Annotated in this window: 14 protein-coding genes and 1 tRNA gene; 4 read left to right on the top strand and 11 right to left on the bottom strand. The window is 65.7% G+C overall.

Features of this window, described 5'->3' with window-relative positions; genetic code table 11:
* Positions 1-306, top strand: coding sequence for a chorismate mutase (locus tag AXYL_RS20165; RefSeq protein WP_013394705.1), 306 nt, complete (start codon positions 1-3; stop codon positions 304-306).
* A gap of 66 nt (positions 307-372) precedes the next feature.
* On the opposite strand, the gene AXYL_RS20160 is transcribed toward AXYL_RS20165, so the two are convergent.
* The 9 genes from AXYL_RS20160 to dapC form a co-directional block, all read right to left on the bottom strand.
* Positions 373-1,566, bottom strand: a complete 1,194-nt coding sequence (locus AXYL_RS20160) for a cytochrome-c peroxidase (RefSeq protein WP_013394704.1) — start codon at positions 1,564-1,566, stop codon at positions 373-375.
* On the bottom strand, positions 1,539-4,172 hold the full coding sequence (locus AXYL_RS20155) for a TonB-dependent receptor (protein WP_013394703.1): 2,634 nt from the start codon (positions 4,170-4,172) through the stop codon (positions 1,539-1,541). The genes AXYL_RS20160 and AXYL_RS20155 overlap by 28 nt, the downstream gene beginning before the upstream one ends.
* Before the next feature lie 117 nt (positions 4,173-4,289).
* A complete protein-coding gene (locus AXYL_RS20150) occupies positions 4,290-5,207 on the bottom strand; it encodes a FecR family protein (RefSeq protein ID WP_013394702.1) in 918 nt (305 codons plus the stop codon).
* 2 nt (positions 5,208-5,209) lie between these two features.
* Positions 5,210-5,698: an RNA polymerase sigma factor gene (locus AXYL_RS20145; RefSeq protein ID WP_013394701.1), complete on the bottom strand. Its 489-nt coding sequence runs from the start codon at positions 5,696-5,698 to the stop codon at positions 5,210-5,212.
* Between the two features lie 123 nt (positions 5,699-5,821).
* Positions 5,822-7,756: an ABC-F family ATP-binding cassette domain-containing protein gene (locus AXYL_RS20140; protein ID WP_085947807.1), complete on the bottom strand. Its 1,935-nt coding sequence runs from the start codon at positions 7,754-7,756 to the stop codon at positions 5,822-5,824.
* A complete protein-coding gene (gene prmB / locus AXYL_RS20135; protein WP_013394699.1) occupies positions 7,753-8,649 on the bottom strand; it encodes a 50S ribosomal protein L3 N(5)-glutamine methyltransferase in 897 nt (298 codons plus the stop codon). Before prmB ends, AXYL_RS20140 begins: the two co-directional genes overlap by 4 nt.
* A gap of 13 nt (positions 8,650-8,662) precedes the next feature.
* Entirely contained in the window at positions 8,663-9,796 is a 1,134-nt protein-coding gene (dapE, locus tag AXYL_RS20130) for a succinyl-diaminopimelate desuccinylase (protein WP_013394698.1), read from the bottom strand.
* Positions 9,797-10,618, bottom strand: coding sequence for a 2,3,4,5-tetrahydropyridine-2,6-dicarboxylate N-succinyltransferase (gene dapD, locus AXYL_RS20125; RefSeq protein WP_013394697.1), 822 nt, complete (start codon positions 10,616-10,618; stop codon positions 9,797-9,799).
* A gap of 25 nt (positions 10,619-10,643) precedes the next feature.
* Complete coding sequence (gene dapC / locus AXYL_RS20120) at positions 10,644-11,840, bottom strand: succinyldiaminopimelate transaminase (RefSeq protein WP_013394696.1); 1,197 nt, start codon at positions 11,838-11,840, stop codon at positions 10,644-10,646.
* Between the two features lie 47 nt (positions 11,841-11,887).
* Here dapC and AXYL_RS20115 point away from each other — a divergent pair.
* From AXYL_RS20115 to AXYL_RS20105, 3 genes are all read left to right on the top strand, one after another.
* A tRNA-Leu gene (locus AXYL_RS20115) sits at positions 11,888-11,974 on the top strand.
* A 382-nt stretch (positions 11,975-12,356) separates the two neighbouring features.
* Complete coding sequence (locus tag AXYL_RS20110) at positions 12,357-13,097, top strand: tyrosine-type recombinase/integrase (protein WP_148260618.1); 741 nt, start codon at positions 12,357-12,359, stop codon at positions 13,095-13,097.
* A 42-nt stretch (positions 13,098-13,139) separates the two neighbouring features.
* Complete coding sequence (locus AXYL_RS20105; RefSeq protein ID WP_013394694.1) at positions 13,140-13,682, top strand: hypothetical protein; 543 nt, start codon at positions 13,140-13,142, stop codon at positions 13,680-13,682.
* Here the strand turns inward: AXYL_RS20105 and AXYL_RS20100 are convergent.
* Both AXYL_RS20100 and AXYL_RS20095 read right to left on the bottom strand, forming a co-directional pair.
* A complete protein-coding gene (locus AXYL_RS20100) occupies positions 13,657-13,887 on the bottom strand; it encodes a hypothetical protein (RefSeq protein ID WP_013394693.1) in 231 nt (76 codons plus the stop codon). The two genes, AXYL_RS20105 and AXYL_RS20100, sit on opposite strands and share 26 nt — an antisense overlap.
* Positions 13,884-14,183, bottom strand: coding sequence for an ASCH domain-containing protein (locus AXYL_RS20095; RefSeq protein ID WP_013394692.1), 300 nt, complete (start codon positions 14,181-14,183; stop codon positions 13,884-13,886). Before AXYL_RS20095 ends, AXYL_RS20100 begins: the two co-directional genes overlap by 4 nt.
* Positions 14,184-14,239: the final 56 nt, after the last annotated feature.

Here is a 14,239-nt window from a genome sequence, read left to right as displayed (position 1 = left end):
ATGGCCAACAACGATTCTCCCAAAGCCGAGTTGGCGTCGCTGCGCGCCGAGGTCGATGAAATCGACCAGCAGATCATGCTGCTGCTGGGCGTGCGGTTCCGTTGCACGGATATGATAGGTGAGCTCAAGCGCGACCTGGGCATGGACCTGGTCGATCCCCAGCGCGAGGAACAGCAAGTCGAGCGCATCCGTCGCCTGGCGCAAGAGGCGGGCGTGCCGCCCGCCCTTGCCGAAACCATCCTGCGTGAAGTGATCGACACCGTGGTCGACCACCACACCCGCCTGCGCGAGCGTCCGTACTCGTAATGCCAGGACGGCGGCGCCGGGGATCTTCGTCTGCAGAGATCCCGCGCGCCGCCTTTCCCTTTCTTCCTACAAGACCCGCATGAACGCCAGCAAGGCGTCGATTTCGTCCGCGCTCAGTTCCAGCGGTCGGATGTGCTCGGACTTGCGCGGCGCGTACGGATCGGGCGGATCGGCGGGCGCCGGATCGCGGCCCATGCCGGCGTTGTACATCCGCAGTAAACCCTTGAGGTCCGCGAACAGCCCGTTGTGCATCCAAGGGCCGGCGCGCGACACATTGCGCAGGCTGGGCGTGCGGAACTGACCCAGGTCGGCGGGGTCGCGGGTCGCTTCGTAGCGGCCCAGGTCCTGATTGCGGCGGCCATAGAACGACAGGCCGATGTTGTGGAATTGATGGTCGGTCAGCATCGGGCCGCTGTGGCAATTCATACAGCGCGCCTGCGTGCGGAACAGATGCATGCCGATCAACTCGGTATCGTCCAGCGCCTGGGAACGGCCTTCCAGGAATTCGTCAAAGCGCGTCGGCTCCGGACGCAATGTTGCGACGTAGGCCGCCAACGCGCGCGCCAAGCGGTCCGCGTCCACCGGCGGTTGCGGCGCAGAGGCCGCGCCGAACGCCAGCAGGAACTGCGCCGGATATGGCTCGGTTTCAAGCAGGCGCGCCACGGCGCCGCCGGCGTCATGGTTCATTTCGCGGGGATCGTGAATGGGGCCCAGCACCTGCTCCTTCAGGCTGGCGGCGCGCCCGTCCCAGAATAGCCGCGGTGCGAACGGAGCCGCGTACAGCGGGGTTGAGCGCCGCCTGCCCATCAGTCTGTCTTCGCCCACGGCCAGCGCGAGCCCGTCCGTGAAGGCGCGCTGCGGCAGGTGACAGGAAGCACAGGACACCTGCCCCTTGCGCGACAGCGCGGTATCGAAGAACAGCATCTGCCCCAGAGTCACGACCGCCGGACGCGCGACGTCGGCGGCCAACTCCTGCTGGCCGGCATTGGCGGCGGTCCAACTCAGGGGTGGGCTGGTGGCAGGGGGCACTGCACTCCATTCGTGCCAGGCCACGCCGGGATCGATGGAAGGCGCGGGCCAGGACGCGGGTGGCCCCGAGTAGTGCGGCCGCAGGCAAGCCGCATCCCAGCCCGCCGGCCCGTGGCAGCCGGACGGGCCGGCGGCCGGCGTCCGGGCCTGGCCGCCGTCCCCGCGAACCAAAGGCGTCGCCAGCGCCAGCGCCGCGCCCAGGATCAGAAGCGATAACCGACTTGCAGCCATAGTTCCCGTCCCGTCTGGTAGGTACTGCGATCGGTCTTGACGTTCGGATTGCTGGCCGTCAGGGCAGGTCGGCGGTCCAGCACGTTCAGGACTTCGACCGTGAATTCCAGGCTGCGCGCGAACGTGGGATTCCAGGAAAGCTTGGTGTCCCAGGTCCAGTAGGACGGGATCTCGCCGGATTCGAAGCGCTCCAGATACTCGGGCCGCGGGCCCACTCCCACATAGACGGTGGCGTCGCGCTTGCTGCGCCAGTTCATCATGTTGCTCCAGGTCAGGCCCGCGCGCGGCCACGCGCCCGTCAGGCTGAGCGTGGCGATCTGCGGCTGGTAGAAGGAGCTTGGCGGCAGATCGATGGCGCGCAGGCGCGAGCCGTTGTAGATCACGTAGTCGCCGGGGTCGCGCGCGTCGCCGCTGTAGCCTTCGACCAGGTCCGCGTTGGTCTTGCGCTTCTGCCAGCTCCAGCTTGCCTGCATGTTCCAGCGCGTTTCGCCCAGGCGCCAGGGCTCCAGCGTGCGCAGCGACAGGCTGACGCCGTCGGTGGTGGACAGGCCTTCGTTGCTGTAGCGGTAGCCGTCCTTGTCGTTGCCGGTCATGCTCCACTGGTCGCGGCCGTTGCGGCGTACATAGCTCAGCACGCCTTCCATGCCCGCCATGCGCTGGCGCAGCGAGACCGCCCATTCGTCGTCATAGGGCATGCGCAGGCCCTTGTACTGGACGTAGTACTCCTTGCTGCCGTCCGCCACAGGCTTGCCGTTCTTGTCCAGCACCTGGCGTCGCAGGCGGCTACGTTCCTCTCTGAGCGCCGTCTCCAGCACGCCGGCCCCGTAGTACCGCGACCAGCCGGCGCTGAGCAGGGTATCGCCCGAACCGAACATGTCCCAATCCAGCCGCGTGCGCGGCGACAGGTTGCTGTTGCCGAGGAAGGTCTCGCGGTCGTAGCGCAGGCCGGCGTCCAGCGCCAGCCGTTGCCATTCGATGCGGTCCGACAGATAAAGGCTGGCCATGTTGTAGTTCACGTCCACGGTGCCGGGCAGGTAGCGGACCTTACTGAAATCCCGATAGCTGCCGTCGCGGTTGTAGGCGCGCTGGTAGGAGTGGCTTTCCTGGAAACGCTCGAAGTTGGCCTGCACCTGGTTCAGTTCCGCGCCTGCATATGGACTGTGCGTGAACACGCCCGTGCGCACCGGATCCAGGTCGACCCGGCCCTTCAGCGTCCAGGTGTCCTGGCGCGTCTGCTCCTTGCCGAAGCCGCCCGCGGTGTACCGCGGCAGCTGGTAGGGGCTGAATGTCACCAGCTCGTCACCCACGGATTCGCGGTTGCTCAGCGACCGGTCCCAGCCCGCCTGCAGCGCAAGCCGGCCGCCCTGGAAGTAGTGGTCTACGTTGACGCCTATGCCGCGCGCCTCATGATTGTTGTCCCAGCGCGTGTGCCGGAACAGGTCGCTGGCCAGGGTTTCGCTGCGGTCGCTGTATTTCAGCGTCAGGTCGGCCGTGGTATCGGCGCTGGCGCGCACGCTGAACTTGCCCAGAAAGTTGTCAATCCGGTCGCTGTAGGCCGCCTGGCCCGGCGCCGGCTGCCCCTTGTCATCCACGCCCATGTTCCAGCGGGTGATGTCCGATTCGCGGCGCGACATGGCCAGCACGGTGCCTGATTTTTCGTTGAAGGCGAGGTCGCCCACGGCGGAGTAGAAGCGCTTTTTCCATTCCGGTGAATAGCCCGGCTTGCCCTGCGCCCAACTGTTTTGTTCGCCCTCGGCCACCTCCTGCCGCGTCATTTTGGAAGTGTTCCAGCGGTAGTCCAGATTCAAGCGGTTTTCGCCGGAAAAGCGGCGCAATCTGGCGTCCACCACGCCGCCCGTGAAGCGGCCGTACTCCACGGGTACGAAGCTGTCGTGTACGCGCACTTCCTCCAGCAAGCTCGTGTCGACGAAGTACGACTGCGGATTGCTGGGCACATTGCCGACCTGCAGGTTCAGGTTCTTGCTGGCCGGGTCCACGCGGTTGGTCGCGTCCATGCCGTCGAGCTGGAACAGGTTCTGGTAGGGGCTGGAGCCGTGGAAGGATATGTCCTCCACATTGAGCGAGCCGCGGTTCTGCGAGCCGGCGGCGCCTGGGTTGGTGCGTACCGCCGGATGCGTCGCCACCAGCGTGCTGAGGTCGCGGTTGGAACTGGGCGTCTCGGCGATGTCCTCGCGGGTATAGATGCGCTCGCCGATCTGTTCGCCATAGACCCGTACGGCGTCCAGGCGCAGGGCGGAAAACAGGTTGGTCTTGTCTACGTAGACGATGTAGCGGCCCGGCCCCTCCGCGCGCAAAGCCAAGCCGGACCCCGCCAGCAGGTGGTTCAGCGCGAGCAGCGGCGAATACTCACCCTGCAGCGGGGGCGAGGTCTTGCCCGCCACCGCCGCAGGCGGAAACGAAATCTCCAGGCCGGCTTGCCGGCCCAGCGCCAGCAGCGCTTCGCCCAGCGGTTGCGCCGGCATGTCGTAGGCGGCGCGCGCGGCGGGCTGGGCGGCGCTTGGCGAGACCGTGATCAAGGCGGCGATGAGCAGCGCTGCGGAAGCGCTGGACCGGCGAACGCGCCGGTTGAAGGGGTGAAACTGCATGAATGCGTCCAGGCGGGTGTTGATATCAGCCGTAGGACGTATCCAGGCGCGGGTTACCTCATCGGATTGCTCATGAATAATTTATATCGATTCTCATTTACCGATTGAAGATAAGCTTCATCGCACGATCAGCAGGCCCGGCAGTTCGGTGATGCCGACCTTGGCCTGCGCCAGCAGCAGCGCCAGGGCGCGCTTGGGATCGCCGATGCTGGCGGTGCCTGACACGCGCAAACTCCGTGCTGCCTCACCCAGCACCAGGATGTGCTTGCCGCCATAGCGGGAGAGTCGGGCCGCGGCCTCGGGCAAGGCGACATCGTTGAATGCCAGCAGGCCCTGGCTCCAGTCCGGCGCCGGTTCTTGCGCAGCGGCGAGGCGCAGGATGCCTGTTGCCGACACGGCAGCTCCCTGGCCCGCGTCCAGCGCCAGGCTCTGCCCATCCTGGCAGGTCAGGCACTGGACCGCCACGCGATGTTCGTAGACCACCACGCGCGAGCCGTCGACTTCGCGCGCGACGGAGTAGCGGGTGCCCAACGCGGTGGCGGAGGCGTCTGGCGTCACTACCGTGAAATCCGGGCCGCCGGGGGCGCGAGGTGCGACCGTGAACAGCGCCCGTCCGGCCAGGAGCCTGACCTCGCGCTTGCCCGGTGCGAAGTCGATGGCGATGGCCGAATCCGCATCCAGCGTGGCGCTGGAGCCGTCGGGCAGGGCCACGCGGCGCACGTCGGCGCCACTCGTGTAATCGGCGCCGGGATGGGCCGTGCGCAGCAATTGCCAGGCCGGCCAGGCTGCCAGCAACGCCAGCGCCGCTGCAGCGCCACGCTTGCGCGCGCGCCGCGGCGCCAGCTTGCCGCGCTCGATTTCACCCATCCGCCGCCACAGGCGCGCCAGCCGCTCGTAGGCGTCGGCATGGCTGGCGTCCGCCCGGTACCAGGCTTCGAACTCCGCCTGGGCCTGCGCATCCATGCCCTGGCCGCTGTGGCGCACGACCCAGCGCGACGCTTCTTCCTGGGCGCTGCGGATACGGGGGGCAGCCATGGTCAGGACGCCAGTGCCTGGTCGCAGGCCAGCAGGATGCGCATCATGTGCTTTTCCACCGCGCTGACCGAGATCGCGAAACGTTCGGCAATGGCGCGATAGCTCAGGCCCTCGTGCCGGTGCAGTACGAACACATCCAGGCTGCGGCGGGGTTGGGCAAGCAGGGCGGTTTCCAGCCGGCGCAGCATCTGCCGTGCGGCGGCGACATCCAGGGTGTCGGGTTCATGCTGAGGAGGCCGCGAGGCCGCGTAATCGGCGGTGGCCGCCAGTTCGCGGCTGCGGCGCCGGTGCCAGTCGGTGGCGATATTGGCGGCCACGCGGAACACGTAGGCGCGGTCGTTGTCGGGACGCGTCCTGTCCTTGAATTCCGCCAGCTTGATCCAGGTGTCCTGCGCGCAGTCCTGCGCGACGTCGCGCGAGCCGGTGCGCAAAGAGAGGAAACCCAGCACCTCTCGGTAATGGCGGAGAAATACATCCGTGAGCGAAGACATGTCGCCGGCGCCGGGCGCCAGATAGAGTCAAATTCGCGGCAGAGTATAAATGATAACGATTTCTATTTCTAGATTAACCGGAAACAGTGAGGCGGCGGCGGGCAGGGCGCCCGCCGCAAGCCGTCAGGCCTCGGACTGTTCGATCTCTTCCAGCGAGCCCTGGATTTCCAGCCACTGTTCTTCCAGCTCGTCCATGCGCTTGCCGTGTTCGCCGTGCTCGGCCATGACCTTCTGGCGTTCGGCGCGGCGTGCGTCCGAGTACAGGTCCGGGTCGGCGATGACGGCGTCCAGCGCATGCAGCTTGGCGCGCAGCTTCTCCATTTCGGTCTCGATCTTGGCAAGCTTGGATTCCAGCGGCTTGCGCAGGGCGGACAGGCGTTGGCGCTGTTCGGCTTCGGCGCGGCGCTGGGCCTTGCGGTCCACCACCGGTTCGCCGCCTTCGGCGTTCTCGCGCGCCGCTTCGGCGCGTTCACCGGCGTTGCGCGCGGCGAGCCAGTCCCGGTAGTCCTCCAGGTCGCCATCGAACTCCTGTACCGCCCCGTCGGCCACGATCCAGAAGCTGTCCACCGTGGTGCGCAGCAGATGGCGGTCGTGGGACACGAGCAGCATGCTGCCGCCGAAGTCCGCCAGCGCGGCGGCCAGGGCCTCGCGCGTTTCCACGTCCAGGTGGTTGCTGGGTTCGTCCAGCAGCAGCAGGTTGGGCTTTTGCCAGACGATCAGGGACAGCGCCAGGCGCGCCTTTTCGCCGCCGGACATGGGGCCGACCTTGCTGGTCACCGTGTCGCCGGAAAAACCGAAGCCGCCCAGGTAGTTGCGCAGCTCCTGTTCGCGGGTCTCGGGGGCCAGGCGCGCCAGATGGGCGATGGGCGTGCTGTCCACGTCCAGCATGTCCAGCTGGTGCTGATGGAAATAGCCGATGGCCAGCCCGCGCGAGGCGCGGCGTTCGCCTGCCTGCACTGGCAGCTCTTCGGCCAGGGTCTTGATCAGCGTGCTCTTGCCGGCGCCGTTGGCGCCCAGCACGCCGACGCGGCTGCCCGCGCGCACCATCAGCGTCACGTCGCGCAGGATGGGCACGGCGTTGCCTTCGGCGTCCGTGTAGCCGGCCGACAGGTGCTCCAGGGTCAAGAGCGGATCCGGCACCTGATCGGGCGAGGGGATGCGGATATCGATGCCCGCTTCGGCATGCAAGGGCGCCAGCACCTGCATGCGCGCCAGCGCCTTGACGCGGCTTTGCGCCTGCTTGGCCTTGGAGGCCTTGGCCTTGAAGCGGTCGATGAAGCCTTGCAGCCGGGCCGCTTCGCGGGTCTGGCGCTCGTAGGCGATATTGGTCTGGCGCAGGCGCTCGGCGCGTTGCGTCAGGAAGTCGCCATAGCCGCCGCGGTAGCGCACCAGCTTGGCGTGGTCGAAATGCAGGATGGACTTGGCGACCGCATCCAGGAACTCGGTATCGTGGGAGATCAGCATGACGGTGCCGGGATAGGCAGCCAGCCATTTCTCCAGCCACAGCATGGCGTCGAGATCCAGGTGGTTGGTGGGCTCGTCCAGCAGCAGCAATTCGGACGGCGCCATCAGCGCGCGGGCCAGGGCCAGGCGCATGCGCCAGCCGCCGGAAAAGCTCGCCACCGGCTGCATCCATTCGGCGGGCTTGAAGCCCAGGCCGGCCAGCAGCTGCTCGGCGCGCGAGGCCGCGCTCCAGGCGCCGGCTTCCACCAGCGCCGCTTCCACTTCAGCGATCTGCGTGCCTTGCTCGTCCGTCAGTTCGGCGCGGCGCGCCTGCAGTTCGCGCAGGTGGGTGTCGCCGTCGATGACGAATTCGCGCGCCGGGCGTTCGTCCGCTTCGAGTTCCTGCTTGACGCTGGCGATGCGCCAGCCGGCCGGCATCGCCAGGTTGCCGGCGTCCAGGTCCAACGCGCCGGTCAAGAGCGCGAATAGCGAGGACTTGCCCGCGCCGTTCTTGCCCACGATGCCCACGCGTTCACCCGGGTGCGCGACGAATTCGGCGCCGTCCAGCAGCACCTTGGTGCCGCGGCGCAGGGTCAATCCAGTAGCGCGTATCACAGGCTGAGTTGCTCGCGGGTAAGCAGCAGAAGCTGGTCGGAGGCTTCTTCGGTGTCCAGCCACACGGGCGACAGCTGCGGGAACGCGGCTTCAAAGAAGTCGCGTTCGTGGCCGATCTCCAGCACCAGCACGCCTTCCGGGGTCAGGAACCGCGGCGCCGCGTCGAGAATGCGGCGCACCAGGTCCATGCCGTCGTCGCCGCCGGCCAGGGCCAGCTGTGGTTCGTGGCGGTATTCCTGGGGCAGCGCGTCCATCGAGCCGCTGTTGACGTAAGGCGGGTTGCAGATAATCACGTCGTACTGGCGTGGCGGCAGATTGTCGAACAGATTGCTTGCGTGCAGGTCCAGGCGGTCCGCCAGGCCGTAGTCGTCGACGTTGCGGCGCGCCACTTCCAGCGCGTCGGGCGACACGTCCACCGCGTCCACGTGGGCGTAGGGGAAGGCCAGCGCCGACAGGATCGCCAGGCAGCCGGACCCCGTGCACATGTCCAGCACGTTCTCGACCGCCAGCGCATCCTGCACCCAGGGCGCCAGGCCCTGGTCCAGCAATTCCGCGATGGGCGAGCGCGGCACGATGACGCGCTGGTCCACGTAGAAGCGGTGGCCGCGCAGCCAGGCCTCGTTGGTGAGGTAGGCGGCGGGCAGGCGCTCGGTCACGCGACGGTCGATCAGTTCGAGCACGCGGTTGCGTTCCTCGCTGAGCACGCGGGCGTCCAGAAAGGGCTCCAGCGTGTCCAGCGGCAGATGCAAGGCGTGCAGCGTCAGGTAGACCGCCTCGTCCCAGGCGTTGTCGCTGCCGTGCCCCAGCGCCACCTGGGCGGCGTTCAGGCGTGATACGCCGTAGCGGATCAGGTCGCGCAGGGTCAGCAGTTCTTGGCGGGCGGATTGGTACATAGGGGACTTCTTTCTAGGCGAGCAGGAGGTTTTCCAGCGTGCGCCGATAAATGTTTTTCAACGGATCCAGCGATGCCACTTCGACGCGTTCGTTGACCTTGTGGATCGTGGCGTTGCAGGGACCGAATTCGATGACCTGCGGGCAGATCTTGGCGATGAAGCGGCCATCGGACGTGCCGCCGGTGGTGGAGAGTTCTGCCGTCACGCCGGTTTCGTCGCGGATGGCCGAGACCAGCGCATCCGTCAGCGAACCGCGCGGCGTGAGGAAGGGCTCGCCGCCCAGCTCCCAGTCCAGCGTGTACTCCAGGCCATGGCGGTCCAGCACTTCGTGCACCCGCGCCTGCAAGCCTTCCGGCGTGCTGGCGGTCGAGAAGCGGAAGTTGAACAGCGCTACGGCCTCGCCCGGCACCACGTTGGTGGCGCCGGTGCCTGAGTTCAGGTTCGACACCTGGAACGTGGTGGGCGGGAAGTACTCGTTGCCCTGGTCCCATTCGATGTTGACGATGTCGGCCAGGGCCGGCGCCAACTGGTGCACGGGGTTGCGCGCCAGATGCGGGTAGGCCACGTGGCCCTGGATGCCCTTGACCGTGAGCTTGCCCGACAGCGAGCCGCGGCGGCCGTTCTTGCAGGTGTCGCCCAGCACGTCGCCCGAAGTGGGCTCGCCCACGATGCAATAGTCCATCTGTTCGCCGCGCGCCTTCAGCGCGTCGCAGACGATGGCGGTGCCGTCGATGGACGGGCCTTCTTCGTCGGAGGTAATCAGCAGGGCGATCGAGCCGCCATGCTGCGGGTGGGCCGCCACGAATTCCTCGGCCGCCACCACGAAGGCGGCGATCGAGCTCTTCATGTCGGCCGCCCCGCGGCCGTACAGGTAGCCATCGCGCTCGGTGGGAACGAAAGGATCGCTGTCCCACTTTTCGCGCGGACCCGGAGGCACCACGTCCGTGTGACCGGCGAACACGGCTAGCGGCGCCGCGCTACCGCGCCGCGCCCACAGATTGGTGACCCCGCCCTGGGCGATGGTCTCGCAGGTGAAGCCGATGCGTTCCAGGCGCGCGGCGAGCGTGGCCTGGCAGTCTTCATCGGCCGGCGTGACCGAAGGGCGGGCAATCAGGTCCTTGACCAGATCCAGTACGGCAGTACTCATTTAGGCCCTCAGCAGATCATTGATGCTGGTCTTGGCGCGGGTCTGCGCGTCGACGCGCTTGACGATGACCGCGCAAGCCAGGCTGTGCGAACCGTCGGCCGACGGCAGCGAGCCCGGGACCACGACCGAACCCGAGGGCACGCGGCCATAGGTGATCTTGCCGGTGGCGCGGTCATAGATCTTGGTGCTTTGCGACAGGAACACGCCCATGGCCAGCACCGAGTTCTCTTCGACGATCACGCCTTCCACGACTTCCGAGCGGGCGCCGATGAAGCAGTTGTCTTCGATGATGGTCGGGTTGGCTTGCAGCGGTTCCAGCACGCCGCCGATGCCCACGCCGCCCGACAGGTGCACGTTCTTGCCGATCTGGGCGCAGGAGCCCACCGTGGCCCAGGTGTCGACCATGGTGCCTTCGTCGACGTAGGCGCCGATGTTCACGTAGGAGGGCATCAGCACCACGTTGCGGGCGAGGTAGGCGCCGCGGCGGGCCACGGCCGGCGGCACCACGCGGTAGCCGCCTTGCTTGAAGGCGTTGTCGCCGTATTCCGAGAACTTGAGCGGCACCTTGTCGTAGAACTGCAGCGGAGCCTGGCCCATGATGGCGTTGTCGTTCAGGCGGAACGACAGCAGCACGGCCTTCTTGATCCACTGGTGCACGACCCAGTCGTCGTTGATTTTCTCGGCCACGCGCAAGCGGCCCAGATCCAGGCCGTCGATGGTGCGCTCGACCGCTTCGCGCACTTCGGCGCTGGCGTCGGTGGGCGACAGGTTGGCCCGGTCGTCCCAGGCTTTTTCGATGGTGGTCTGCAGGTCGAGAGTCATAGCGGCTCAGCTCTTAAAAGGTTGATCAAACGGAAGTATGCACAAAATGGGCGATGCGCTCGGCTGCTTGCACGCAGTCAGCCAAAGGCGCCACCAAAGCAATGCGGATGCGGCCCTGGCCGGGGTTCACGCCGTGCGCCTCGCGCGCCAGGAAGCTGCCCGGCAGCACGGTAACACCAGTACGGCCAAAAAGGTCGCGCACGAAGGCCGTATCCGAGCCCGGCGTGGCCGCCCACAGATAGAACGAGGCCTGCGGGCGGGACACGTCCAGCACCTTCTGGAGGATGGGCACGACGGCGTCGAATTTTTCGCGGTACAGGCGGCGGTTGTCCTTCACATGCGCCTCGTCGGTCCAGGCCGCGATGCTGGCCGCGGACACGATCGGACTCATGGCACTGCCATGATACGTGCGATACAGCAGAAAGCGGCCGATCAGCGCGGCGTCGCCCGCTACGAAACCCGAACGCAGGCCCGGCACGTTGGAGCGCTTGGACAGGCTGGAGAACGCCACCAGGTTGCGGTAGGTATCGCGACCCAGACGGCGCGCCGCCTGTAGCCCGCCCAGCGGCGGATTGCCTTCGTCCAGGTAGATTTCGGAATAGCACTCGTCCGATACGATCACGAAGCCGTGGCGGTCGGACAGTTCGAACAGCGTTTCCCATTCGTCCAGCGACATGACGTTGCCGGCCGGGTTGCCCGGCGAGCAGACGAACACCATGCGCGTCTTCTTCCAGACGTCGTCCGGCACCTGGTTCCAGTCGCTGGCGAAATTGCGCACCGGGTCGGCGTTGACGAAGTAGGGCGTGGCGCCGGCCAGCAGGGCCGCGCCTTCATAGATCTGATAGAACGGGTTGGGGCAGATCACCACCGAACCGGCGGACGGATCGATGACGGTCTGCGTGAACGCGAACAGCGCCTCGCGCGAGCCCAGCGCCGGTAGCACCTGCGTTTCCGGATCGGGGGCAGGGATGCTGTAGCGCCGCGCCAGCCACTCCGAGATCGCCCTGCGCAGGGCAGGGTCGCCCTTGGTGGACGGGTACACGGACAGGCCCGCGAGACTGTCGCGGATGGCCTGTTCGACGCGCTCGGGCGCGGCGTGTTTGGGCTCGCCGATCGACAGATTGATGGGCGTCAGACCGTCCGACTGCTGGCTGGCCGAAGCCAGCAAAGCGCGCAGTTTTTCGAACGGATAGGGGTGTAGGGCATCGAGGCGCGGATTCATGACGCAAGATTTTAACAAGCAAGCTACAATAGCGGGCTTGGCTTAACGCGAAGGTGGCGAAATTGGTAGACGCACCAGGTTTAGGTCCTGACGCCGTAACAGGTGTAGGGGTTCGAGTCCCCTCCTTCGCACCAAGACTATTCAAACCGTTGATCGGCTATGATCAATTTCTTTCAAATCAACGGCTTAGCAGGGCGGGTGGGTGATCGGTTGACTGCCAAAAAGCAAGAATTCGCAGTCTCCGGCCCCATCTGAGCCCCGCTCTCGGCCCCACATGGCAAGCATCCAGAAGACCGCAAAAGGGTATCGGGCACAAATAAAACTGCTTGGCGTCCGTGACAGCCAGGTGTTCCCACGCGGCGAGAGGCCGTCGAATGGGCGGCGAAACGTGAATCCCATATCCGGGATCACGCCATTAAGCCGGCCGGCGACCTGCATACGCTGCGCCAAGCGTTGCGAAAATACAGCGATGAAGTGTCCCCGCAGCGGAAGGGTGAGCGGTGGGAACAGGTGCGCTTGGCTGCCTTCGAGAGCTACAAGCTGCCGCTCGATCTAGCCATGTCCAAGGTGACCGCCCAGCATATTGGGGCCTTCCGGGATGATCGCGCCAAGACGATTGGGCCATCATCGGTATTGCGTGAGCTGAGCCTGCTGGCGTCGGTGTTCGAATCGGCCCGACTGGAATGGGAGTGGGTAGAACTAAACCCCGTCCGCGGGATCCGAAAGCCCGCTAAGGGCAAGCACCGCGATCGGATTATCAGTATGCCCGAGGTGCGCAGGATGCTCCGCGAGATGGGCTATCAGCGCTCGGGGCGCATCGGCAGCACCGCAGAGGCAGTTGCCAACTGCATGATGCTGGCGCTGCGCACGGGCATGCGCGCTGGGGAACTGTGCGGCCTGACATGGGCGAATGTGCACGACCTGCATGCGCATCTGCCCGACACGAAGAGCGACCGGCCGCGCGACGTGCCACTGTCGACGCGGGCTCGGGCGATCCTGAGGCGGATGAAAGGCTGGGATGAAACCCTCGTCTTCGGAATCCGGCCGGCATCGCTGGATGCCTTGTTCCGCAAGTACCGCGAGCGCGCAGAGCTGTCTGGCTTCACGTTTCACGATACTCGGCATACCGCAGCGACGATGATTGCCAAGAAAATCGACGTGTTGGACCTGTGCAAAATGTTTGGCTGGACCGATCCCAAGATGGCGATGGTCTATTACAACCCCCATGGGTCAAGCATCGCAGCCCGCTTGGGCTAAGGCCGGTGCCCTCACTTTTTGATCGCGCATACGGGCTCAGATATGGACCTTGATAAGTTGGATTTACAGTACAACGTGCTGGTGCGTGCGGCCGAGACCGACGACGAACTAGGAACCGTCCTACGGTTGCATTTGCTGGCCGAGGCGTTTTTGGAAGTTACGCGTGATGTACTGCTGCCTTCGGACGTCAAGCAATTTGCGCCCATACCGCGAAACTTCTCGGATAAGTTGGGATACGCGGCAGTCGCTGGGTTGCCTGTCCCGCTGGTGGCTGTCATGCATCACATCAATAAAATGCGCAACAAGTTGGCTCATCGGGACGAGACGGGCATTGACGAGGGTGACTTAAAACAGCTCGGCCGTCTTGTAAATGGGCTGCGTGCGGTGGTTGATAGTGGATCCGGGTGGAAGCCAATCGAGGAGGGTTTCCTCGAGCTTCCTAATAAATTCCCGGGCGAGCGATGGGCCTTTGGCGGTGGAAACCTTCGTGCGGACTTTGTGATGTGCTTCGGGAAGTTCTGGTTTACCGCCATCAGCTGGCTTTCGACGGTGGACTTAACTACACGGCCGCGAGATACCGCCTGATTTCCGCGCCAGTAATTCGCCCATCGACGCAGTGGATCTTGCCTTGGGCAATCCGCTTCTTCAGAGTGTTGTAGCTGATGTCGAGACGGACGCAGGCGTCCTGTAGGTGATAGCAAACCAGGTCCTCGATGGCGTGGTTGGCCCCGAGGCGCGCCGCTTCGACCAGCAGGCGCTGCAGTTCGTCTTGCTCCATGGTGACGGTCATCGGTGCCCCATGTCATCGATGCGCACGCCGATGGCGTAGACCGTGACCGGATCCGGGCCGAAGTGCGGGTGCGTGATTTGCTTGATGGTGTAGCCCTGCCAGGGAAGCACCAGCCGGCGGTCGGCGTCGTCGTGGTGAGGGTAGCCCCGGGTCAGCACGATCCGGTCGTACAGACCGAATGGGCTGGCCAGGCGCTTCATCCAGTAGGGTGTGCAGAGCCGGTATTCCTCGGTCTTCGTGCCGGCCTTGATGGCGTCGAAGTATTCGCCCTTGAGGGCCAGATGCAGGTCAGCCATTCGCGCCTCCGTCCTTGTTGTCGGGGTGGGCCTGGGAAACGATTTCCGCAGCTGCG

It is taken from the genome of Achromobacter xylosoxidans A8 (assembly GCF_000165835.1).
Classification (GTDB): domain Bacteria; phylum Pseudomonadota; class Gammaproteobacteria; order Burkholderiales; family Burkholderiaceae_B; genus Achromobacter; species Achromobacter xylosoxidans_B.
This window is presented reverse-complemented; position numbering and strand designations above follow the sequence as displayed.